Origin of the sequence: Prevotella fusca JCM 17724, from assembly GCF_001262015.1 — a bacterium.
Lineage (GTDB): Bacteria > Bacteroidota > Bacteroidia > Bacteroidales > Bacteroidaceae > Prevotella > Prevotella fusca.
In genome coordinates this window covers 1,202,931-1,225,047 of the sequence record NZ_CP012075.1, presented here as the reverse complement: position 1 = coordinate 1,225,047, position 22,117 = coordinate 1,202,931, and the positions used below count along the sequence as shown (strand labels likewise).

Sequence of the window (22,117 nt, the reverse complement as noted above, 5' to 3'; positions counted from 1 at the left end):
CGAACAGAAAATTATCCACACTACTATAATCTTACGTTAGATAAATGATTATCAAATGCCCTGAATGTGGCCATCAAGTGAGCGACAAGGCTCCCGTTTGCCCAAGCTGCGGTGTAGAGATTGCCGGACATATCATCAGATGTTCTAATTGCGGTGAACTGTATCTCAAGGAGGAACCGTCATGCCCGAACTGTCACCATACGGAGAGCCACACAAAGCCTTCCGCAATGTCTGGCGGGGAGCATCCTGCTGCTTATAATGACGGTGAGAAGAGGCACGGGTCAGTCATCGTCATGTCGGTACATGAGGATGATATGACTGAAAAGGAGGATAACGAAAAAACGTTGCAGCAAACAACTGCCGACTATCCAGAGGACAACAGCGACGAAATTCTCGAAGCATTCGACGAGCCTGAGACGGAAGAACAGGCGGTGGATGCGGAGGTCGTCATGGACGACAATGCTGCCAGAGAAGTGATTGCAAATGCAGCAGCAGAGGAGGATGAGGACGACGGCGATGAAGAAGATACGCCGGAGAAGCACAACCACATGTCACTGGCTGTGTCGCTGCTCATTGCCGTCATCACAGGTGCCGTGCTGCTGTTCCTGTATAACCAAGGGGTAGGCGTGAGCAAGGCTAATACCGAGCAGGATGCTTACACACAGGCTATCGGCAGTGACGAGCCGACAGTGCTGAAGAACTATCTTTCAGAGAACCCGAAGGCACCGAAGGCGCACCGTGACAGTATTTCAAAACGGCTGAAGACACTGGCTACTACCGAGAAAAACATACAGGAAGCCAACAATGACCTTACCGTGGCGATGGCGAGCAACTCAAAAGCAACGTTGCAGCAGTTCCTTGCAAAGTATCCTGATTCAAAGAACCGCAGTGAGATTGAAGCCAAGATTGACGAGATAGACTGGGCGCAGGCGGTGGCAAAGAACGATGAGAATGCTTACCTCGGATATAAGGCACAGCACGCAAACGGTATTCACAGCAAGGAGGCTGACGAGAAACTAAAGCTGTTCCTTGTGCATACCGTGACGGAAGGTGAGAAGACAAGGGCTGTCGGTGCTGTACGACAACTGTTGCAGGGCATCAACAGCAAGAACACTGAAAAGATTTCGGGTGCTGTTGCCTCGTCGCTGAACTTCCTCGGTGCAGGCGGTGCAACCGTCAAGGACATCCGTCGTTACATGACTGACAAGCTCTATCAGGCTGACGTGAAGACCATCAACTGGCACCTTGGTTCGCCTGCAGAGGTGACAAAGGACAGCAACGACGCTGGTGCTGAGCTGCATCTGAAAGTGCCTGCTACCCTCGACATCGAGCGTCAGGGCGGTAAGTCCAAGCGTAGCTATGTCATTTCAGCGACTATCAAGGACGGCAGAATCACACGGGTTAACTGGAATCAGATATAGGTGCTTGCACAAGTTGACAGTTTTTTTGTTGAGTTGACAGGTTAACAGGTGGACAAGCTCACAAGTTGCTTGTCCGGCTAACGGTTTTATCAGTAGTAAGCCGAACCGCTAAGTGATGAGAGGACAGGGTGGCTGACGGATTGGAGAACCAACAGCCTACTTATAATAAAGAGGGTTGCATATTGAGTGATAACTGTTACCAATGTGCACCCCCTTAGCCAGCCGTTCTGCCTGTCCGCTATTCCATCAGCAATATCCGGCATCACCTTCCGCCTGAAGACAACTCTCCTCACGTCCGAACGCTTCTGCAGATGGCATTCATCAGGCAAATGGAAAGCAAATAGATTACCGCAAAAGCCCCCTGCCACAAGCATACAGACTCCATAGAAACCCGTTGACAGACACGATGGCAGTGTTCAGCCATCCATCAGCCGAAAATAATTCCGTCATGGGTAACACTTTTATTATGAGTCACAAAATTACGAAAAACATTTGAGAAGATATAAGGGGAATACTGAAAAAAAATCCCTATAGAATTGACATTCACAATATTTTCACTAACTTTGCAAACTACTAACAGTTGATAAACACATGGTAAGAAAAAGAAAAAGCAAATTTAGAGATGTACGCGAATTCTTTATGATTGCATTGGCTATGCTCATCGGCAGCTTTGGCTGGTGTGCATTCCTGCTTCCGCACAAGATCACCATCGGTGGTATTGCGGGTATCGCGTCTGTCGTACAGTGGGGAGCTGACATTCCCGTGCAGTACACCTACCTTATCATCAACGGCATTCTGCTCTTTGTCGCACTGAAGGTATTGGGCTGGAAGTTCTGTGTAAGGACTATCTTTGCAGTGCTGGTGTTCGCCTCTGCCACGTCAGTCCTCCGGGGAGTGTTCGCCGAACATCCGATGTTCTCCAACGAACCCTTCCTTGCCTGCGTCGTGGGTGGTGTGCTGTTAGGCGTCGGGGTCAGCATAGCCTTGCAGTATAATGCCAGCTCGGGCGGCTCGGATGTCATTGCGGCAATGATTCACAAGTACCGTGATGTATCGCTCGGACGTGTCATTCTTGCCTGTGACCTCTGCATCATCACCTCCAGTTATCTGGTTCTGGAGAACTGGGAAAAGGTCATATACGGTTATATCGTCCTCTTCGTAATGACCTACGTGGTGGATTATCTCATCAACGGCATGCGTGGCTCGGTGCAGTTCTTCGTCATTTCCGAGCACTGGGGCGAAATCGGTTCTGCCATCAACAACGATGTTGACCGAGGCTGTACGGTGATTGAGGCACGTGGCTTCTACACCGGCAAGAAGGTGGGAATGCTCTTCATCATCGCCCGCCGCTCCGAGGCACACTCCATCTATCAGGTCATTGATGAGATTGACCCTAACGCCTTCGTGTCACAAGGTGCCGTGAACGGTGTCTACGGCATGGGATTTGACCGTATGAAAGTGTCGCACAAGAAGAGAACTGTTGAGGAAAAGGAAAGGACAAAAGAATAGAAAGAAAAGGAAAGACTGGAAAGATGGATATTCAGGAACTCGAAGGAAAGCGCATAGCGGTACTCCTTTCAGGAGGTGTTGACAGTTCGGTCGTGGTATATGAATTTGCACAGTTAGGACTGCATCCCGACTGCTTCTACATCAAAATCGGTCCCGAAGAGAAGGAGGACTGGGACTGCAACTCGGAGGAAGACCTTGAGATGGCAACGGTCGTGGCACGTCGTTACGGCTGCAGGCTGCAGGTCATCGACTGTCATAAGGAGTATTGGGAACAGGTGACACGCTACACGATGGAGAAGGTCAAGGCTGGGTTCACGCCAAACCCGGATGTGATGTGCAACAGGCTTATCAAGTTCGGCGCCTTTGACGAGAAGATGGGACACGACTATGACCTCATCGCAACGGGGCATTATGCACAGACGGAATGGATTGACGGACGGAAGTGGCTCACCACGAGCCCTGATCCGGTGAAGGACCAGACCGACTTCCTCGCACAGATTCACGCATGGCAGCTGAAGAAAGCCATCTTCCCCATCGGGCACTATGCGAAGAACGAGGTGCGTGAGATTGCCGAACGCGAGCATCTCATCAATGCACGCCGCAAGGATTCGCAGGGCATCTGCTTCCTTGGAAATATCGACTATAACGAGTATGTACGCCGCTACCTCGGCGAACAGGTGGGTGACGTCATCGAACTGGAGACGGGAAAGAAAATCGGCGAACACAAGGGACTGTGGTTCCATACCATCGGGCAGCGCAAGGGACTCGGTCTTGGCGGTGGTCCATGGTTCGTCATAAAGAAAGATGTAACTAAAAATATCCTGTATGTAAGTCATGGCTATGACCCAGCTACTGCCTACAAGAGATATTTTCCGCTGCACGACTTCCACTTCCTCACTGAAGGCATCACAGCACTGCCCGAGAAGATTACCTTCAAGATTCGTCACACCCCCGAGTATCATCCGGCAACCGTCGAACAGTTGTCGGACGGAAGGTGCATCATCCATTCTGCCGAAAGCATACACGGTGTAGCCCCCGGTCAGTTCTGCGTCATCTATGACGAGCAACACCACCGCTGCTATGGGTCGGGAGAAATCACACTGTGATTTCCCGAGGTGACGGAGGAAAAGATTGCGTGTGGCTGTTTCACACAGAGGCAGAGGCACGGAGGACATAGCTTACACGGAGAAAACAGAGGTTATCAGAATAGAGGTGACGGAGAGAATAAGAAAGCTATGAAGGTACTGAACATAAACAAAACCAATATTCTACATGATTTCAAAAGGCTGAGTAACATTTGGGACAGCACGGAGAACATAACCCTGCAGCTGGATATAAAACAATCAGAGACTAAGACTGTTGTCAGAGCCTTGACAAGTTATTTACCAAATGATTTAGCCTATAGTATAATGTCTGAAATTGCTGAGAACGAGAAGCTGGACGATGACCTCATGCAGCTTATTTTCGAGAAAGGAGACAAAGGCTGCAAGATAGCTATCTGCCTGCATGAGGATTTACCGCAAGAACTGAAAGAGCGTTGTGTACAGTCTGCTGATATTGACATTAAAGAACATTATATGCAGGGAAATGTAAATAACGTGGAGCAGGTTTAAGAAAGTTGATTTAAGACGCACAGGAGAGGATTCTCGTAACGTCTAACGGAAATCATAATGTGCCATAAGCAACTGGGTATTCAACCCGTGGATGACAGGTTGAATGTATGTCAGACTGAACATGCACGCCGCAGGTCGGCAGCTTACTTCATGACGAGCCTGCTTGCATGACTTACACCCTGTTGCCTAAGAATCCTTACATGATAATTAGGGTTCTTCCGTTAAATGCGTAGATTGGAAACAGAACAAAGGCTTATACACCTGTATGGTATGACTGTCCAAGGTCGGACGGTCTCACAAAGGAGGATAATGCACAAGATAAAATGCAGGAAAAGCAAACAGATGCTATGTCTTTCCATCTTCTACAAACAACTTATTCCCATATCAACCAACGTTTGTAAACTATTTTCATGCAACTCAAAACCAATACATGGTCTTTTGGCTTTGAAAAGACGCCCAATTGACTTGCAATAGATGCCCTTTTGAGGTCTAACTGACGCCCTTTTGAAGTCCAATTAAGCACCTTTTCTTGCACGACCTTATAACTGATTGATTTACTGTTAGTTGCAGACTTGCTTTTTACACGTGTTTTTGCCTTTATCTGCAGGTATTTTACCCGAAATTATGTCATGATTTTTCAATCCATTGTCTGCTGTTTCAAAGTATTGACATGAAAAGGTTTTCTGTGTCGGAGTATGAATAAAATAAACTGCCAAGACGGTCTTGACTGTCTTTTTGTTTAACGCATAACTTCGCTTCTTCCGTTACAGCTATACGAAAAATGTCCACGCATTTAACGGATGAACCAGTATTGCTGCCTGCCAGGTGTAGTGTTGTCGGACAGTAATAGTTGAGAACAAGTGTTTGTCAGATGCCTGTCAGTTGTCAGTTCAAGCCCAAACCATCCAGGTCCTGATGAACTGGGCTGGACTGAAAGTGATTCCGCCTTGGAGCGTATGCTGTTTCTATCTTATCGGGCAGCAATAACGAAAACCTGACAAGGAATGTTAAAGGTGGATAAAATACGGATGAGAAACTTGCATGTACGGGGTTATCTTTCTATATTTGCAGTATATATTTGCGTATATATTGTAGGAAACAATATTTCATTATACAACAGATTGCAATTCTTCCTCTTCTTTCAGAGCAAGACTGTTCACAGCCGCACAGAGGAGACTTCAGGAAGTTGTTTGAGGTTTTCTCTTTTTTGTCCCTTGCAGGATGATGCAGAGTTGCCTCTTTGATCATTATTTACTAACAACTTAAAATTTTTCAATTATGGGTTCATTCAGAGCAACATTGGAATTAGGTGGCAAGGAGTATGACGTACTCTATTCCAACTACGAGTTCAGCCGCAACACTGACAGCAAGGGCAAGCCTTCATCAAGCATCTCGGGCGGCCGCGTAAGCGTGACGGTAGAGTCAACGGACGACACTACGGCCATCGAGGCCATGCTCAACAGCCAGTTCAAGGCCGTCGAGGGCAAGATCGTCTACAAGAAGACCGAGGAGGACGCGAAGATGAAGGAGATCTGCTTCAAGAATGCGTACATCGTCCACTACAAGGAGACGCTGAACGTTGAGAACGAGACTCCGATGACCATCGCGATGACCTTCTCTGCGGAGACCATCACGGTGGGCAATGCGGAGCTTGACAACCGCTGGCCACGCACATAAGCCTACGGACGGCGGGGAGGGCATGTCAGGGAGCAGGTCTCCCGGCATGCCCTCCTGCCTTATGCCTACACCCCTTTCCTTATGATCATCCCTTTCCCGACAGACATCACCACAGTAAAAACGATACGACATGGCATTTCCCGACATACGCTTCACCGTGACCATCGGTGACACTGCAATCCCCACATTCAAGTCCTTCCGCCTGGAACAGCGCATAGGCGACCATCATTACTTCGAGCTGGTCCTCGACCTCGAGACCGGCAGCAGCCGCTTCTCACATGACATGGGCGGCAGCTCCGACTGGCTCGGCGAGCCCCTGACCGTCCGCACCGACGGCAGCACCTCCTTCCTGGGCGTGGTGACGAACGTACACATGCACCGTGAGGACAGCGAGTTCGGGCATCTCATCGTGTCCGGCTACTCCGCCACCTACCGCCTGGAGACCGCCCCCGGAAACTTCTCATGGACAGGGAAGAAGATCGGAGAGATCGTCAGCCAGCTCTGTGATGCCGCAGGGGTCGGGGCAAAGGTCAATGCCGCCTACGGCGGCACGCCTGACTATCTCTGCCAGTACGGCGAGTCCCAGTTCGGTTTCATCCGCCGCCTTGCCGCACAGTACAAGGAATGGCTCTACTATGACGGCACATCCCTCGTCTTCGGGCGTCCCAAGACACTTCCCGACTCGGTCTGCCTTGAGTTCGGCACCACCCTCTCGTCGCTTGACATCGGCATCCAGACGCTTGCCCGTCCCAAGAAGGCCTACAGCTACCACTCCTCGTCCGACCAGCAGATGAACGAGGCGAGCCCGTCGGAGACGGCCGGCCAGGACCTCCTTGCCCGCAAGGCGGTGGCAGCCTCGATGAAGCTGTTCAGCGTCCCGGCATGCCAGTATGCCGAGCAGCGTGTCAACTCCGGTCCGGAGCTGGTGGACTACATGCGCCGCAAGCAGTCGGCCGAGACGGCGGAGAGCCACTACGTCACCGCCGAGAGCCGTGTGCCGGGTCTGTGCGTGGGCAGCGTCGTCAAGATAGACAGCTCCTTCTACCAGTCCTTCAGGTCCCTCTCCCGCAGGACGCTGGGCGAGTTCATCATCACCGAGATCGTGCACGAGATGGGTGAGGACGGCTACTACCGCAACCGTTTCAAGGCACTCCCCTCCGCCCTTGAGGTGATTCCCGTGCCCGATGTACGCATCCCCCACGCCGAGACGCAGATGGCTACGGTGACGAGGAACGACGACCCTAAGGGCAGCGGGCGCATCCAGGTGCGGATGAACTGGCAGGCTGACGACATGAACACGAACTGGATCCGGGTGATGACCCCTGACGCAGGCAGGAGCGGTGACGTGAAGAGCAACCGCGGCTTCGTATTCATCCCCGAGGTAGGCGACCATGTCCTCGTCGGCTTCCGCCACGGCGATCCCTCCCGTCCCTATGTCATGGGCAGCCTCTTCAACGGTTTCACTGGAAAGGGCGGTTTTGAAGGTAATCACAGAAAAAGTCTGACAACCCGTACAGGGCATACTATCGAACTGGATGACGCTTTTTCATCGCTTGGAATCACCATCAAGGATATACTGGGTAACTCCATTCATATTGACTCTGTAGGTAATGACATCGTCATCAATGCAAAGCGGAATGTTACCATCAATGCAGGAGAAACTTTTACGGTAAACTGCAAAAATGCCAACATTCTTGCGGAGGAATCCATCAATATGAATGCGGAGCAGGATATTACCAGTGTCTCTGGGGAAAGTACATCAATACAGGCTGGCGAATCCCTCACAGAGATAGCAGCAGACAGTTATGTCCTATCTGCCAATGAAGCCAACGTTCAGGTCACAGAAGAACATAATCTCCAGGCTTCTACTATATCGGAGACGGCAGAGAAAATCAACATTGACAGTACGATGGAGGACCTCGACCTTTCTTCTCCAAAGAAGGTTAATATCCAAAGTTCTGAAAAAGTAAACTTATTCTAAACGATGTATATTCTTTTTAAAGCACCGACAGGGTCATGCAGGGTTCATGGAGTCAGAACAGAAGTCATGCCAGACGGGGTGAGTGAAACGAAATGTGAGGCTTCTATAGAGTTTGCTCCTCTTTCTAAAGACAGCAAAGTAAAAGCAGTAGTACATCTACATGCCATTGCGGATGAAGATGATGCCACAGCAGCATTTGTGCATGACATAGAGTCTACTCTTAATCCGATATGTATGGAACTGGACAGCAGGGGGAAATGTATTGGGATTTCAGACCATGACGAACTCTGTAAGCGATGGGATGACCGTCTCTCTCTCTTGCGTGCCAATTATGAAGGAGGATGGGTTGAAAAGGAATTACAATTGTTGACAGATAGGGTTCATAACAAGGGACTTCTGCTTAATATGATGAAAAGATATTACGTATTTTCAGAGTGGATGGAAGCTGACTGGTCAGGCATAGAGTTCACAAAAGGGAAAGGATACAGAGAGCATGAAGAAACAGCCTTGGGAGTACCGCTTTTGTTCTCACAGGAATGTTCCATTGAGGACAATGAAGAAGGAATGTTGCTACACATTGACGGGAATGCTGACTTGAAAAAGAACGAAGTCCAGCTCGACAAGATTTCCCTCCTTAATGAGGCTCAGCCAGAAAATATAATTTCTATAGAACAACATTGTATTGTAAAGACTACTGGGATTACAGAAATTCCCCAGTCCATACATAGTCTTTACACTATTAAAGGACGGGAGCAGATACTTAAGGATATTGAGATAAGTCTAACTTTTCAATAAAGAAGAATGGAAACAGGCAAAAATACATCAGCGGACCGTAATCGTAAACAGACTGGGAGAAGTGAGGAAATCGTTGCGAACAGTGCAATTTGCACATGTGACAAAGGTTCCAAGCCAGGAACTTTCCGGGTTACCAGCCAGCAAAAAGTCTACTGTAATGGCGCAAGAAAACTTGTTGCCACAGATCAGGACAAAGATATCAAGTCCTTGAACTTTGGAAGTTGTGCGGCAAAGAATAATGGTCCTTGTTCTCCGAATATCGTTTGGAGTAACACTTATAACAAGATTGCCATAAAGGGTAAGATGTATCCTTTGACTGTCAAGAGTTCTGGTACCTGTAGGGCTGGAGGGGGCAGAATCAATATCCAGACATCTGGTCAACAGGTTGTAGTAAAACCTTCTGCTTCACCACGTAAGGCAAACAGTACGGCACATAAGAGTCCAGTCTTTACAGAAGAAGACTGGAAGCATTTGCCACAGGAGGACGAGAAGAATCAGAATAAACGTGTACCAGCAGCAGTGCAGGTAAACAATGTTCTTGTCAATGGAAAGAGAGAGATAACCATAACCCCCTACGACCAAGAGGAACTCCTGTTCACTACGTCACTTACGGCAGGAAGTATGCGGGGGACTGGTGTCAAGTGGGACGTCTGTCATGGCAATCGTGTGATTGCAAAAGGATTGACAGAAGCTCCAGCACGTACCTATTTTACCAAAGAAGGCACGTACTCTGTATATGCTTATGTTCATAAACCAGGCTCACCCAAAGGCAAAGGTGTGGTCAGGATAGCCGTATCCCACCCCAAGTTCAAAAGTCTGGAATGGAAGGACGAGAACGGGAAGCCTGTTACTTACATAGGGTTGCGTAATAAAGTGTTTGCACATGTATCTTTACCTGGCTGTAAAGGTATAACAGTCAATTGCCGCTTTTACTATAATGGATATGAAGGAAAAACTTATCTATCCGCCCTTACTCCAATGACCTTGCCTGCTGCAGGGAAAGTAAAGATAGCCCTTTCCCTTTCAGGCGACCAGTTAAAGAAGATAATAGAAGACCGTAAGCGTTTCAGCAATGGGCAGAAAATAAGGATACATCTGGAACTGAGTTCTCGTCATTGGATAGAAAACCTTACAAAGGCTTCACAGCACCCTATCCTGTTCAATGACAAAATAGAGTTCCGCAGCCTGGTCATTTATAAAGATTCTGATTGCAAAGAAAAACTGCAGGGTGGTATTGCTGACAGCGGGAGTACGGTATACGTGCGTATTTCTACCGCCAATATGGAAACCGGCAAGATACGTCTGGATGTATATAAGCACGAAACAGGCAACCAAGAAGAGAAAAGTCCCAAGCCATCACCTGTATATAGTATCAGTTGCCCTGTCAATAGTACGGGTATCTATAAATTCTCTTTAACGTTGGCAGCGCCTCCATACAAGGAAGGTACAGCCTACAAAGTTGTTGTTTCGTGGATTTTCAGTAGTAGTCAATCTTCCAACGGAAATGTAATTAATAGAAATAGACAGACCTCAAAAGAAACCAAACAATACATACTTAAAGGGAAAGAAGTCCTCTTCTCTGTCAAGCGGCATATTCCCACGCCAAAGGCAGAGCCCAGCAAGGCGAATGTTAATCGCACAGAACCAGAAAAGGGTGGATGTCCACGTTGTCGAGAAGAATGGACGGATATGCTTCCAAGGCTACAAAAGATTTTTAAAGGAGTGTCACCTGAAAAATTATCAACTGTTGCAAGAATTTATACTCAGTATATGAAAGAGTTGAGGATGGATACATGTTGGATTAAGGCACATTTTTTTGCTCAAGCCTATAAAGAAACAGGAGGGAGACTTGACGTAAAGGAGGGAGAGTCCTTTAATTACTATTGGGAAATCATACCAACCAAATTGTCAGCCTTCAGAACTGATGAAGGAAGAATTTATGCAAGAAAATGGGGACGTGCGGAAAAGAAATCAACCAAAGCGAATGCTGTTTCAAAAGAAAATCAGATAAAGATAGCAAACTATGCATATTCTTATGAGTTCAACAAGGGAAAAGAACTGGGAAACAAATATCCAAATGACGGATGGCACTTCAGAGGTAGAGGATTAATACAATTAACTGGTAGAGGTTGCTATACTGCAATTGAGAAGATATTGCATGATATAGGTTATTCTTGCGATATTACAAGCAGTATAGAGAAATCTGATCAAGTTGGCAAAAATTTTGAACTTGCAGTGGTTGCTTCCATGGCTTTTTTCAAATGGAAAAACGCAGATATGTACAGACTCTGCAATGGGAATAAAAACACAACAGGTATTTCTACAATTGTTGGAATGAAAGAAACAAACAAAGATACAGGTAAATCGAACTACGAAGAGAAACAGGAAGCCTTTACTAATAGGACTTCTGTTGCTTTTATGGTGGATAATTGTAAGTGGAATGTTAAGGAATCTCCAAAACAAACTCCAAAACAGGGAAAGTGGCACGAACCTGTGGATAATCCACAGATAACGATATGGACTCAGAGTGGACGTAATGATCCATCGAATGCTGTGTTTGGAGCGAGGAATAACCGACATCAGGGAGTAGATCTTTTTGCTTTAGAAGGGACTAATGTGTATGCTTGTCTTGGTGGAATCGTTGATAGAATTGTTACTCGTGATGCTAAAGGAAATTATGTAAAAGGGCAAGGAATAACAGTGGTCATAAAGATTCATGAAGCAGAAATACCTATATTCAGATCTCGAAGAATGCAATATTCGCCTAAGTATCCTGAAGTAGAATGTTCTCAGGGCCCAGAGTTTGATTTAAACTCAAAGTCTATCTATCTTGTTTATTATCATTTAAGTGAAATAGATGCTAAAGTTAAAATAAAAGAGCCTGTAGAGGCTGGGCAGATTATAGGGAAGTCTGGAATAACAGGAGTACCAGGAGGAACATGTGGCCCACATTTACATTTTGAGATAAGAAACAAATCAATGGTTTCCAAAAGTTCTTCTAAATTAGTAAACAGATGCAATCCGGCTTTCTATGTTGATTATAAACAAGCAGATAAACTATCTGATAATGAAAAAAGTATACAAGAGCAAAGAAAAAAGAGAGGTAGATATTAACATATATATAAAATTTATTTTATGAAAAGATTTTTATTGTTTTTATTAACGGTCACTTTTATGTTAAGTAGTAGTTGTACAGCGCAAAAGAATAAGGTCCCACAGAAGCAGAAGAGCCCTCAATGGAAAACTATAAAAAAGAGTGAGGTTGACTTGATAAAGAAGTATGACCACGAAATCAGAGACTACTATAGAGAAATATATGATATAGGTTTGGATGGGATAATAGCCATGTCAAACAAAGACCAGGTAAAGTACACTGACATTGCTGTTGAACTGATGTGTCATGCACTCTATCGGTATGGATTCAAGTCGGTAGATAGTATTACAGCTGCGAATGCAATAAGGAAGTATTATGGTGTGGATATAAACAGGACTGCCTCCTTGTCGGAGAATGGCTTTCATAAGTTCGTCTTCCCGGGTGGTGATGCGAAGGAACGTGTGCGGCAGAGCAAGATGCTTTCAGACGGCTATACCTTTTTTAATAATACAATATTCATTCCAAAAGATAACTTGCTGCTATATGCTCCTGTGATTGACAACGTCGTAGAGCTTAAAGGGTACCTTTATGAGGACGAGGTTCCAGACAGCGTCTTTAAGAAAGGTAGAATTACTTACTCATTAGAGAAGAGTATTTTTTATGTCAACCAGTTTATCTTCCACGACAGCAAGGCAGCACTCACTTGGCTTATGAATAATGACAGGAACTTCCTTCGTGAGTTATTCCTGAAATACGGCTATGACAAGTCTGACATTATCAACAAGATGATGATAGACGAAGTGAAAGAGGAAGGAGAACTCCCTATAGGGAAAGAATACAAGGAACTCTTTGTTTCAAAAGGTGCGGATGGGCGACTTCTCATCCATCAAGGACTGCTGCAGTATATGTTGAAACATGCTGACAGGAAGAATCTATATTACTGTATGTTGGATCAATATTTATCATATTTGCTGGACATGGAAAATGAACCGGAGTTCGACAACCTGACAAAGGAAGAAAGATACAAGGCCGGTGCATATATCGGGTATTATTATGGTCTGATGTATGAGAAGTGTATAGGGACGCCTTGTGATATTCAGGCTTTTGGATATAGACTGTACTATCAGAAAGACTTTATTTCATACATCAAGAAGAATAATTATTTCCAACTAAAGGACTTCGATAAGATAATACAAATTCAATATGACCGGTATCAGGAAGGAGTTGAGATAGAAAGCCACCGTATGTCTGGTGAGTAGTATAATATTATGCTATTCTTTGACGTCCTCAATTCCGCAGCGTTTTTCCTTGTGAGGCGATTTTATATGTTGAGATGTATTTTTGGGGCTCTATATGCTGATATGAGACTCTTCGGGGCTTCTTGAGGCTTGTCTGGGCATGAAATCCCCCACCCAAACCAATGGGGAATATGAGGACCACAAAGAAATGCTGCTTATTCAAGGAATACTTCAGAGTAGTATGCTTTGTTTGTATACAGGTTCAGGACGTTCCGCCTTCCTGTTCTCACCCATTTTGCCGGTACGCTGACAAAATGCAAGATAAAGGCTTTCAGCCTGCTTGTCTTTTTCAACGGCTTGACCTTTTCGCTGATATGACGGACGAGGTAGAGATAGAAGTTCTTCAGCATGGCAGTAACCATCATGAAAACCATGTTCTCAGCCATGAAGGAAAAGGGCAGATGTGCCCAGCCGAAGTCATTGTTCTGTATGTCGAAGTTCTTTTCGCTCGCTCCACGTTCATTGTAGAATGTGATGATGTCCTTCTCGGTAGACACCCAGTCATTGGTGAGGATACAGCGGTATGTGTATATTACTCCGAACATATCCGTCTGTTGCTTGCCATCCTTGTCTTTCAAAGGACTACGCTGTAGGACAAGCCTGTATGACTTTCCTTCTATTAAGCTGTCCATGCAGATGGATGTGACATCGCATTTCTCATAGCCAACCTCAACGTTTTTCCATTCCTTCAACTGTTGGAAATTCTCGTAGCGACTGCCGCAGTTGGCAGCACGAATGTAGAACGTGTTGCAGCGCTGCTCTACGGTTTGGATGATTTCCTTTGAGAACGACCCACAGTCAGCACGGAAACGCTCTATTACCACACCAAGTTCTGAGGTTACACGGTCCATAATGCGACGGAGCGTGTCTTCTTGATGGTATCTCACATTGGTGTTTCCGTCACGGTTCTCACCTCCGACTATGATTCCCCCAATGGAAGCCCAACCAGGGAAATAGCCAAGGTCCTGCTTGTAAGAATACTTTGCATCGAACTTGTGGGCTGGAACAAACTGGTGGTCAAAGTCCAGGTCAACATGGCTGCCCGCCTTTATAAGTCCCATTCTCCGTATCATCCGTAAAAGTAAGGGGTTCAGCTTCTCTGCAGTGTTGAAACTGTAGGACTTGCCTGATGTCTCGCTCCTGTAGATAATGTTCTCTTCGGCAAGCTCCTTCAGTCCGCGCCCCACGGTATCGGCACCGGGTAACAGCGTACCAGGTCTCTGCCAGAACTGTCCAATAAGCGCATTGATGTCCTCAAGACAATCCCCACCACAAAGGTAGCTGAAGAAGAGAGAGCCCAGGATGCTTCCATGGCTGAAAGCCTTGCCGCTGCATCCGCGTCTGCCCAACACGGATTCGGTAAGTTTTTCAAAGCCCAACCTTGAAAAAACGTCCATGATGTGATAAATTCCTCCGAAGGAAGTGATATTCTCGTTTTTAATTGCTACCTTTGTCATGTCAGATTTTTGCTTGTTTATTATTTTGATAGCACTAAGATAGGTGAAATTTCTGACATATCCAAGTGTTTTGAGAACTTTTTTTTCTCAGACACTTGGAGTTCTTACAAGAATTTATGCTGCGGAATTAAGGTGTTGATACATCCTTCTGTTATTTACAGCAAGAAAATACTTGTCAAACAGCAATAATTATGGAATTATTATTTTCTTTGTTTTTCCATTTGCCATCTTAACGATATTGATACCACTTTGTACCTGTTTTATTCTGACACCATTTATTGTATACACCGCTTTTACTTCTTCATTGCTATCAGAAATCTCATTAATGCCATTTGTTGTACCATTTCCCACGAAATATCTTAGCTTGTCTCCATCATGTGCAATAACGACCCATCCTTTTGCTTTCAATTGCTCTACCTGTTCTTTTGTACAGATATTTTGATCTGTAGGAACAGCACCGTGATCATAGACAATAATGTATTTCTTGTCAACGGTAGGAAGGGCATCAACAATGCTCTGCATATTCTTGATTCTATTATTACTAATATCAACTTTAAGAAGAGCAGTATTGGCAGGAGAGAAGTCGACTGTTTCAAGCAACTGTCCGCGTAAATCCAGATACTTCAAAGATTCTAATTTCCCAATTCCCTCTACCAATGTCAGTAATGCACGCGGGTCTGTTATTGTGATTTCATTCCAATAACCTTTTCTTTGTTTTAGTGTGAATGAACCGTCTGTACCTGTATATGTGCAGGTCATATAATCATCCCCTTTTTTCCTCCAGACCCAGTCTGTCGGTTCTATATTTTTTTCTGCAAGTAATTGACGCATTGAATAGATGTTATATATCCTAAACTCTGCACCGGTCTGCATCGCTGTCTTGAATGTCAGATAATCCCATTTAACAGCAGAGTAATCTATGTCATCACCTTTATTAGTATGAACTATAGGTTTCCACCCATGAGCAGTGAAGGCATCTGCAATTTCTCCATTCATACAATTGTACTCCACCATTGTACCGAAGTTCAACAGCTTGATTACATTTGTTCCATCACCTTCGGGGAGTGCTTTACAAAGTTTTCTCATTTCAGATAAACTCAATGCATTGTTTGTAATGAGAATGTCTTTTAGCGCAGGGCAGTTTTCTATCGTTATATGCTGTAGTTTTTCAAGATCTACATGCAGTTTAGATATGCCAGAACAGTTCCTCAATTTAAGATTTTCAAGAAGTTTTGCTCTATCTGTCTTTACGAAACTTTTTAGCAAGGGACATCCATCTATATCTATAGATTTAATGTGTGCTCCATGCAGCGCATATCGGTTGGGATATAATTCAAAGTCACTTAATTGTGGACAATCTATAATCTGTAACAGCTCCATCGTGTGGTCTTCTGTTCCACAATGCAGTGTTTTAAGATTGTGATAAGATTGAATTTGAAGTTTGGTGAGAGGAGCATACGGACATTTAAGAACTTTCAATTCTTTGCAACCTGTAATGTTCAGATTTTCAAGTGAAGTAGAATTTACAGATATAGATTCTATTTCCAAGCAAGAAGAAAAATCCAAATTCTTCAGAAAATCAGAATCTATATAAAAATCTTTCAGCTTGTGACAGCCTATGATAGAGATTGTCTCCACATTGATATCTTTGATAATCAGAGATCTCAGATTGGACATTCCTGACAAGTCAATGTCTTTCAATGCAGAAGATGGAGTAAACTGCCATTGGACAATTTTCGTGCTGCCGGAAAAATCAAGTGCCTGAATGTCATCCGAAGAACACTTTAGGAAAGTAAATTCTCCAGTAATCTTAATTTGTTTTTTTGCTATGGTCTCCAAAAATACAACTGTATGTGTACCACTTTCCTGTCTGCCTGTTTCCTTCCCCCCCTCTATAGTCAATTTTGACATGTCTTGTGTGAGAAAGTATAGATGCAATTGCTTTCCTTCACCAGGCGTAATCCTAACATACTTAGTTTCTACTTTTTGTGCAAATGCATAATGGAAACTCATCATTCCAATAATCGCTAAAAGATAGCCAAATAATCTTAATTGTTTCATGTTAATTACTTTTTAGGTTAAACTTATCTTTATTTAATTATAGAATCGTCTATTAAACTCTTAAATACAATTATTTAATCAGGCATTGATTATTATGTGATGCAAAAATATTCTTGCTTAGGTTTGAAGTATTGTACAAAGATACGATAAATTTTCAAAAACAGTCTAATTTAAAAAAAATATTTCAAAAACAACCATTTGATCATTATTTTTTTAACCTTCAACACACACTTCCTATTTAGAAAAAATCAAATAAATTATATTTATCCTTAATTCCGCAGCATAATTTCTTGTGAGAAATCCAAGTGCCTGAGAAACAAAGTCCTCAAAACACTTGGATATGTCAGAATTTTCACCTATCTTAGTGCTATCAAAATAATAAGCAAGCAAAAATCTGACATGACAAAGGTAGCAATTAAAAACGAGAATATCACTTCTTTCGGAGGAATTTATCACATCATGGACGTTTTTTTCAAAGTTGGGCTTTGAAAACTTACCGAATCCGTGCTGGGCAGACGCGGATGCAGCGGCAAGGCATTCAGCCATGGAAGCATCCTGGGCTCCCTCTTCTTCAGCTACCTTTGCGGTGGGGACTGTCTTGAGGACATCAATGCGCTTATTGGGCAGTTCAGGCAGAGACCTGGTACGCTGTTACCCGGTGCCGACACCGTGGGGCGCGGACTGAAGGAGCTTGCCGAAGAGAATATTGTCTACAGGAGCGAAACCTCCGGCAGGTCTTACAGTTTCAACACTGCAGAGAAGCTGAACACCTTACTTTTACGGATGATACGGAGGATGGGGCTTATAAAGGGTTCTTCCATTAAATGCGTGGATGTTTTTCGTATAGCTTTAACGGAAGAAGCGGAGTTGTTCATTGAATAAAACATAGCCAAGACGGTCTTGGCTACCTACTTTATTATCACCCTCCGATGCAGAAAACCTTTTCATGTCAATACTTTGAAGATCAGACAGCAGATTGAAAAATCATGACATAATTTCGGATAAAACACCTACAAATAAAGGCAAAAACACGTGTAAAAAGCAAGTCCGCAACCGGCAGTAAATCAATTGGTTATAAAGCAGTGCAGGAAAAGGTGCTTAATTGGACTTCAAAAGGGCGTTAGTTAGACCTCAAAAGGGCATCTATTGCAAGTCAATTGGGCGTCTTTTCAAAGCCAAAAGGTCATGTATTGGTTTTAGGCTGTACGAAAATAGTTTACAAATAGCGGTCAATATGGGAATAAGTTGTGTGTAGAAGACGGAAATAAACCTTTGTTCTATTTCCAATCTTTGCATTTAACGGAAGAGCCAGCATTAGGACGGATCTATGTTGTGATAATGTCTATTCATATTTGAAACTTCGTGTAACATCGTCAGTTGCGTGGAGCGCACTTATGCGGTATGACAATGTCGGCCGCCCTGTCCAAGCATACGATGAAAAAGGTAATATCGTCTGGCAGGCAGACTATGACATCTATGGTAAAAATGAGCAGCCCACACGGAGTGAGCTTCTGTGATTTCTTCGACCTTTAGAGGTCTTTGTGCATTTGCTCCGTCCATTCTGTTCATCTGTGAGAATCTGTGTTCATCTGTGAGAAAACCCGCACCAAGCCGTGAGGATTTCATTCTCTCAACAAAACAGAGAAAGACGGGAAAAGACAATCTGTTATCATGTCATTCTGTCTGACTTGACCTTGCTTCCCACAACTTCGTTCCAAAGATAAACAAGATGCTGACAAGAACATTTAAGATGTCAGGAAACAATACGATTAATAAGAACAATGGACATTGCGGGTTAATAACCGATTAGGGTTAAGTACTATTGGCAAGCATATAAAAAATGGACAAATACATTCAAACCTGTCTGGTAAATGTATTTGTCCATTTCTGTATGGTTCAGCAATTAAGCAAACTGCTTATGGGAGCATCTTAACAGGTATGAAGTAATAAGGCTTGCCAGCAACCGAGATGGTCTTGAGGCGTCCCGTCTTGAAGAGCTTTTCGAGCTTCACCATTCTGTTGAACATCTCCTTATAAGCCTTGTCCCATTCACTTTCATCGCACTTCTTGCGGCGAATATCCTTGATGCGTACAATGTAGTTCAGCGCATCTGAACTTGGAACACTGACACGGTGGTAGTAAACCCTGGAGATGGAAGACTTCGACTTCAAAGCCTTTCGGTAAGAAAGCATGTTGACCAGCTTGCACTGACGCTTGTAGTTCTTTCGCAATACCGCCAGTTCCTGGTTGCCAAGGGTGTCGGCAGAAAGGTAAGGCATCAGGTCACGATAGCCCTCAAGGATGTTCTGCATTTCGGCAGCATCGAAGAGATAACCCTCGTCATAGGTTGAGAGCTGCTGTGGCGTGCACCACATCTTCTTGAACATGAGGTCGTTGATATTGCTCTTCTCCAAATCTGACACAGACACAGCAGAGCTGTCACAAAGGCTTACAACCTCTGCCGTAGGAACAGCACGCAGCATTCCGTATCTGTTCTCCGAGCTGCGTGAGATGTTTACCAGCTCGTTGTTGCGCTCAGCAAGCTGCAGGAAGAGTGAGTCGAGGACTGTTGACAAAGCTGTACCAGACAGTTCCGAATAGAGTTTCGGATATATAAAGCCGCCAGCGACCGAACTGTTCTTAGGAGCATCCAGCAGATACACGTTCTCGCTGTCGGTGCTCATATCCTTGAAAGAACCATTCTTTGACCATCTTGGTTCGCAGAGATAGTCGTTGGAGTAATTCGTGTACTCTGAAATGTTATTGTCAAGCAACATCTTTGACTGGAGGATAAAGTCCTGATATGCCATACCGTCTCTTGCAAGAACCTGCGCAATCAGCAGTGTTGCAGAGCGTGCATAGACCTCAGCATTGATGTCCGATGTGAAAGTGAGGGGCTCATCAGTACCCAGGATGAGGAACACATTGTTTTCAAACTTGACGTAAGGTGTCTCTGCAAAAATCTTCTGCATGGCATCGTGGAAGGTGTAGCCACCTGTAGAACGCAGCGTGTTCGGGGCTGTTACCTTCGCCAGATAATCTATCCAGCTGCCAAAGTCAGATGTCGGTGAAAGGTGCTTGTTTCCTTTCTCAGACACTACCGTCAACGAGAACTTCACCTGTGCGTCTTCTGAAACCTTGTCCTTCAGTCCCTGCAAAGCATTGATGAGGTTACGCACAAGGAGCCGGTCCTTGTCAAAGAATACCAGATGGATATTCATGTTCTTGCTGCCTTCGATGAGGTGGTCAACCTCAGCCACGGCAACGTCCGCACCCTTGACATTGACCATCACACTCTTCTTTCTATCCCATACTGACAACGGAAGGTTGACAGCAACCTTCTGGTCGGCAGCTGTGTTTGCCCAATTACCGTCAGCGGTAAAGAGCAGGTTTGAGCCAAGTGGGTATCCGCAGAAGTCAGGATAGGATGCGTCCAGCAGATAGACATGGTTCTGCCCCACCATCGCTGTGAGGTCAGCAGGAATCCATCCGAGTGCCGTCCTGGTAGAATCAGACAGCGAAGGACGGTCAGAGACGAGCACGGCCTGCTTGCTTGCGTCATACTTGTAAGCATACACAATCTGTCCGGCAACCAGCTTTCCCTTGCTCTTCTCAAGGAAGAACGGGTCGCTGTAGAGGTTCAGTGAATCCAATGTGAAGAACGTCTTTATGTTCGACAGACGTGCTACATTTGATGCACCTATGCGATAACGGATGGGGAAATTATTGTCCTTGGACACGAAGGAATGGTTGAAGTCCAGCACGCTGTTCTTGTCAATCCAGCCCACAAAAGGAGAGTTCTTTGCATCCTTGAAGTGGTTTCTCTTGTTGAAGAGCGGTGCAAACATACCCTTCGGCTGTCCGAGAAGGCTCTGGTCAGCAGCAACCACCTTGTAAAAGCCGTTCTTTTCACCGATGACATAGAACGGTGCCGCAAGTTTCTGCTCGCTCAGGACACGCTGTGCATAAGGTCCTGCATACGCCTTGTTGTGGTCTCTGTCAGAGAACACGATACGTATATCCTTGTTCTTATGCGTCTTCTGTGCCTGTGCATCCTCTGCCAGATAGTTGAAACTTCTTTTTCCGACAGCCTGCGTCTTGTCATATCTTGCCACCTGTGCCTGCCCGTTCTGGGCACCTGCACAGAAAAGGGCAAGTCCTAATACTATATGTAACGCTTTCATGCTTCCTATTTTCATTTTCCTGTATTTCTTTGGGTTACTTCGATTTTGGTAATGTGATGGAAATCATCCACCTTCACATCGTCAATTGTCACACGTCCATAGCGGTTGCTCTCAAGGAAATGCAGTCCCTGGCAGTAGTCCGGGAACACATTGTAACGCTCCCCATTGATCTGTACAACAACCTGGTTGCCATTGCCGCCGAGATAGTTGTTGATGATATGGTTCCTATGTGCATAGAAAGTGTTTCTGTCCCTCGGGCTTGTATTGGCGATTGCCTGCAGGTGCTTCTTGATGTCGTTCTGCACCATTGCCAGCGTATCCTTCGGCTCTGCTTTCTCCAATGAATCCAGTTTATTCGGGTCCTTTACAATATCCTCAACCTTCGGAAGGATTGTGATGACGTGTGAAACAGGATACAGGGTGGTATTGGTCTTCAGCTTGACAAGATACTTGCCCGGCTCGTCATACTTGTAAATTACCTGACGGTCGAAGGCATCAATCGTCCCGCTCTCTCCGAACTCCCAAAGCCAGCTCGTCATACCGTTGCCTTCAGCCGAGAAAACGAGTTTTTCACCGGCATAGCCCTGTGTCGGACCGACGATCTTAGGAATAGAGTCAACAGCAATCGTGTCCCTCTGGATATTGACCACATCGATGGTCTTCTCAGTGATGATCTTGCCGTCAACCTGCAGTGTTATGAGGTACTTGCCAGCCTGTCGGTAGGCATAGCTGATATTGGGATGCCCGACGATGCTGTCGCCATTTCCCATTTTCCATAATACTCTTTTGTCAATTACAGCTGTAGAGTCATTGATGGTAAACTTCAGGAGCTCATTTACTTCCAACTGGTTGTTCGCATTGCGGTCCTGGATAAAGAAGTCCAGATTCTTCTCGACAGTGCGTGATGGAAGAAGCAAAGCCACCAGTAATCCGACTACGGCTAAAGCCGCAACGATTGCCAGAATGATTTTTTGTCTTTCAGTCATAATATTTGTTATTTAAATGTTTTTTGGATTTGGAATCAAGA

Annotated in this window: 15 protein-coding genes and 1 pseudogene; 11 read left to right on the top strand and 5 right to left on the bottom strand. The window is 45.1% G+C overall.

The genetic code is table 11. The annotated features are described in order from the left end of the window. The first annotated feature begins 44 nt into the window (after nt 1-44). Nucleotides 45-1,421, top strand: coding sequence for a zinc ribbon domain-containing protein (locus ADJ77_RS12230; RefSeq protein WP_025079089.1), 1,377 nt, complete (start codon nt 45-47; stop codon nt 1,419-1,421). A gap of 89 nt (nt 1,422-1,510) precedes the next feature. Here the strand turns inward: ADJ77_RS12230 and ADJ77_RS13935 are convergent, their stop codons facing one another. Beyond that, a complete protein-coding gene (locus ADJ77_RS13935) occupies nt 1,511-1,795 on the bottom strand; it encodes a hypothetical protein (RefSeq protein ID WP_154663408.1) in 285 nt (94 codons plus the stop codon). A gap of 217 nt (nt 1,796-2,012) precedes the next feature. Between ADJ77_RS13935 and ADJ77_RS12225 the strand changes: the two genes are divergently transcribed. The 8 genes from ADJ77_RS12225 to ADJ77_RS12190 all read left to right on the top strand — a co-directional run bounded on the left by ADJ77_RS12225 (nt 2,013) and on the right by ADJ77_RS12190 (nt 13,349). Beyond that, entirely contained in the window at nt 2,013-2,930 is a 918-nt protein-coding gene (locus ADJ77_RS12225) for a YitT family protein (RefSeq protein WP_050696475.1), read from the top strand. A gap of 23 nt (nt 2,931-2,953) precedes the next feature. Beyond that, nucleotides 2,954-4,036, top strand: a complete 1,083-nt coding sequence (gene mnmA, locus ADJ77_RS12220; RefSeq protein WP_050696474.1) for a tRNA 2-thiouridine(34) synthase MnmA — start codon at nt 2,954-2,956, stop codon at nt 4,034-4,036. 129 nt (nt 4,037-4,165) lie between these two features. Next, on the top strand, nt 4,166-4,543 hold the full coding sequence (locus tag ADJ77_RS12215) for a hypothetical protein (protein WP_025079090.1): 378 nt from the start codon (nt 4,166-4,168) through the stop codon (nt 4,541-4,543). Between the two features lie 1,278 nt (nt 4,544-5,821). Continuing rightward, nucleotides 5,822-6,220, top strand: a complete 399-nt coding sequence (gene tssD / locus ADJ77_RS12210) for a type VI secretion system tube protein TssD (RefSeq protein ID WP_025079278.1) — start codon at nt 5,822-5,824, stop codon at nt 6,218-6,220. 130 nt (nt 6,221-6,350) lie between these two features. Beyond that, a complete protein-coding gene (locus ADJ77_RS12205) occupies nt 6,351-8,201 on the top strand; it encodes a type VI secretion system Vgr family protein (RefSeq protein WP_050696473.1) in 1,851 nt (616 codons plus the stop codon). A 3-nt stretch (nt 8,202-8,204) separates the two neighbouring features. After that, nucleotides 8,205-8,996, top strand: a complete 792-nt coding sequence (locus ADJ77_RS12200; protein ID WP_025079203.1) for a hypothetical protein — start codon at nt 8,205-8,207, stop codon at nt 8,994-8,996. Between the two features lie 6 nt (nt 8,997-9,002). Then, nucleotides 9,003-12,110, top strand: a complete 3,108-nt coding sequence (locus ADJ77_RS12195) for a peptidoglycan DD-metalloendopeptidase family protein (protein ID WP_050696472.1) — start codon at nt 9,003-9,005, stop codon at nt 12,108-12,110. Between the two features lie 60 nt (nt 12,111-12,170). Then, nucleotides 12,171-13,349, top strand: coding sequence for a hypothetical protein (locus ADJ77_RS12190; RefSeq protein WP_234398190.1), 1,179 nt, complete (start codon nt 12,171-12,173; stop codon nt 13,347-13,349). A gap of 194 nt (nt 13,350-13,543) precedes the next feature. On the opposite strand, the gene ADJ77_RS12185 is transcribed toward ADJ77_RS12190, so the two are convergent. Then, the gene (locus ADJ77_RS12185) at nt 13,544-14,845 is read right to left on the bottom strand and encodes an IS1380 family transposase (RefSeq protein ID WP_050696471.1); all 1,302 of its coding nucleotides are present in this window, start codon (nt 14,843-14,845) and stop codon (nt 13,544-13,546) included. A 189-nt stretch (nt 14,846-15,034) separates the two neighbouring features. Continuing rightward, nucleotides 15,035-16,906: a disease resistance family protein gene (locus ADJ77_RS12180; protein WP_025079266.1), complete on the bottom strand. Its 1,872-nt coding sequence runs from the start codon at nt 16,904-16,906 to the stop codon at nt 15,035-15,037. A gap of 399 nt (nt 16,907-17,305) precedes the next feature. On the opposite strand from ADJ77_RS12180, the pseudogene ADJ77_RS12175 reads away from it, so the two are divergent. After that, a pseudogene (locus ADJ77_RS12175) lies at nt 17,306-17,725 on the top strand (IS1380 family transposase); the annotation flags it as partial. A 575-nt stretch (nt 17,726-18,300) separates the two neighbouring features. After that, nucleotides 18,301-18,423: an RHS domain-containing protein gene (locus ADJ77_RS14305; RefSeq protein WP_244148562.1), complete on the top strand. Its 123-nt coding sequence runs from the start codon at nt 18,301-18,303 to the stop codon at nt 18,421-18,423. 399 nt (nt 18,424-18,822) lie between these two features. Here ADJ77_RS14305 and tssR read toward each other — a convergent pair whose 3' ends face one another. Together tssR and ADJ77_RS12165 are read right to left on the bottom strand one after the other, a co-directional pair. Then, nucleotides 18,823-21,105 (bottom strand): type VI secretion system protein TssR domain-containing protein, encoded by a 2,283-nt coding sequence (tssR, locus tag ADJ77_RS12170; protein ID WP_234398135.1) that lies wholly within the window; start codon nt 21,103-21,105, stop codon nt 18,823-18,825. Next, on the bottom strand, nt 21,102-22,076 hold the full coding sequence (locus ADJ77_RS12165; RefSeq protein WP_025078619.1) for a PKD domain-containing protein: 975 nt from the start codon (nt 22,074-22,076) through the stop codon (nt 21,102-21,104). The genes tssR and ADJ77_RS12165 overlap by 4 nt, the downstream gene beginning before the upstream one ends. Nucleotides 22,077-22,117: the final 41 nt, after the last annotated feature.

Excerpts from the sequence above, each read along its gene's own strand:
- ADJ77_RS12230 (WP_025079089.1), top strand. The coding sequence starts at position 45 with ATGATTATCAAATGCCCTGAATGTGGCCATCAAGTGAGCGACAAGGCT.
- ADJ77_RS13935 (WP_154663408.1), bottom strand. The coding sequence starts at position 1,795 with ATGCTTGTGGCAGGGGGCTTTTGCGGTAATCTATTTGCTTTCCATTTG.
- ADJ77_RS12225 (WP_050696475.1), top strand. The coding sequence starts at position 2,013 with ATGGTAAGAAAAAGAAAAAGCAAATTTAGAGATGTACGCGAATTCTTT.
- mnmA (WP_050696474.1), top strand. The coding sequence starts at position 2,954 with ATGGATATTCAGGAACTCGAAGGAAAGCGCATAGCGGTACTCCTTTCA.
- ADJ77_RS12215 (WP_025079090.1), top strand. The coding sequence starts at position 4,166 with ATGAAGGTACTGAACATAAACAAAACCAATATTCTACATGATTTCAAA.
- tssD (WP_025079278.1), top strand. The coding sequence starts at position 5,822 with ATGGGTTCATTCAGAGCAACATTGGAATTAGGTGGCAAGGAGTATGAC.
- ADJ77_RS12205 (WP_050696473.1), top strand. The coding sequence starts at position 6,351 with ATGGCATTTCCCGACATACGCTTCACCGTGACCATCGGTGACACTGCA.
- ADJ77_RS12200 (WP_025079203.1), top strand. The coding sequence starts at position 8,205 with ATGTATATTCTTTTTAAAGCACCGACAGGGTCATGCAGGGTTCATGGA.
- ADJ77_RS12195 (WP_050696472.1), top strand. The coding sequence starts at position 9,003 with ATGGAAACAGGCAAAAATACATCAGCGGACCGTAATCGTAAACAGACT.
- ADJ77_RS12190 (WP_234398190.1), top strand. The coding sequence starts at position 12,171 with ATGTTAAGTAGTAGTTGTACAGCGCAAAAGAATAAGGTCCCACAGAAG.
- ADJ77_RS12185 (WP_050696471.1), bottom strand. The coding sequence starts at position 14,845 with ATGACAAAGGTAGCAATTAAAAACGAGAATATCACTTCCTTCGGAGGA.
- ADJ77_RS12180 (WP_025079266.1), bottom strand. The coding sequence starts at position 16,906 with ATGAAACAATTAAGATTATTTGGCTATCTTTTAGCGATTATTGGAATG.
- ADJ77_RS14305 (WP_244148562.1), top strand. The coding sequence starts at position 18,301 with ATGCGGTATGACAATGTCGGCCGCCCTGTCCAAGCATACGATGAAAAA.
- tssR (WP_234398135.1), bottom strand. The coding sequence starts at position 21,105 with ATGAAAATAGGAAGCATGAAAGCGTTACATATAGTATTAGGACTTGCC.
- ADJ77_RS12165 (WP_025078619.1), bottom strand. The coding sequence starts at position 22,076 with ATGACTGAAAGACAAAAAATCATTCTGGCAATCGTTGCGGCTTTAGCC.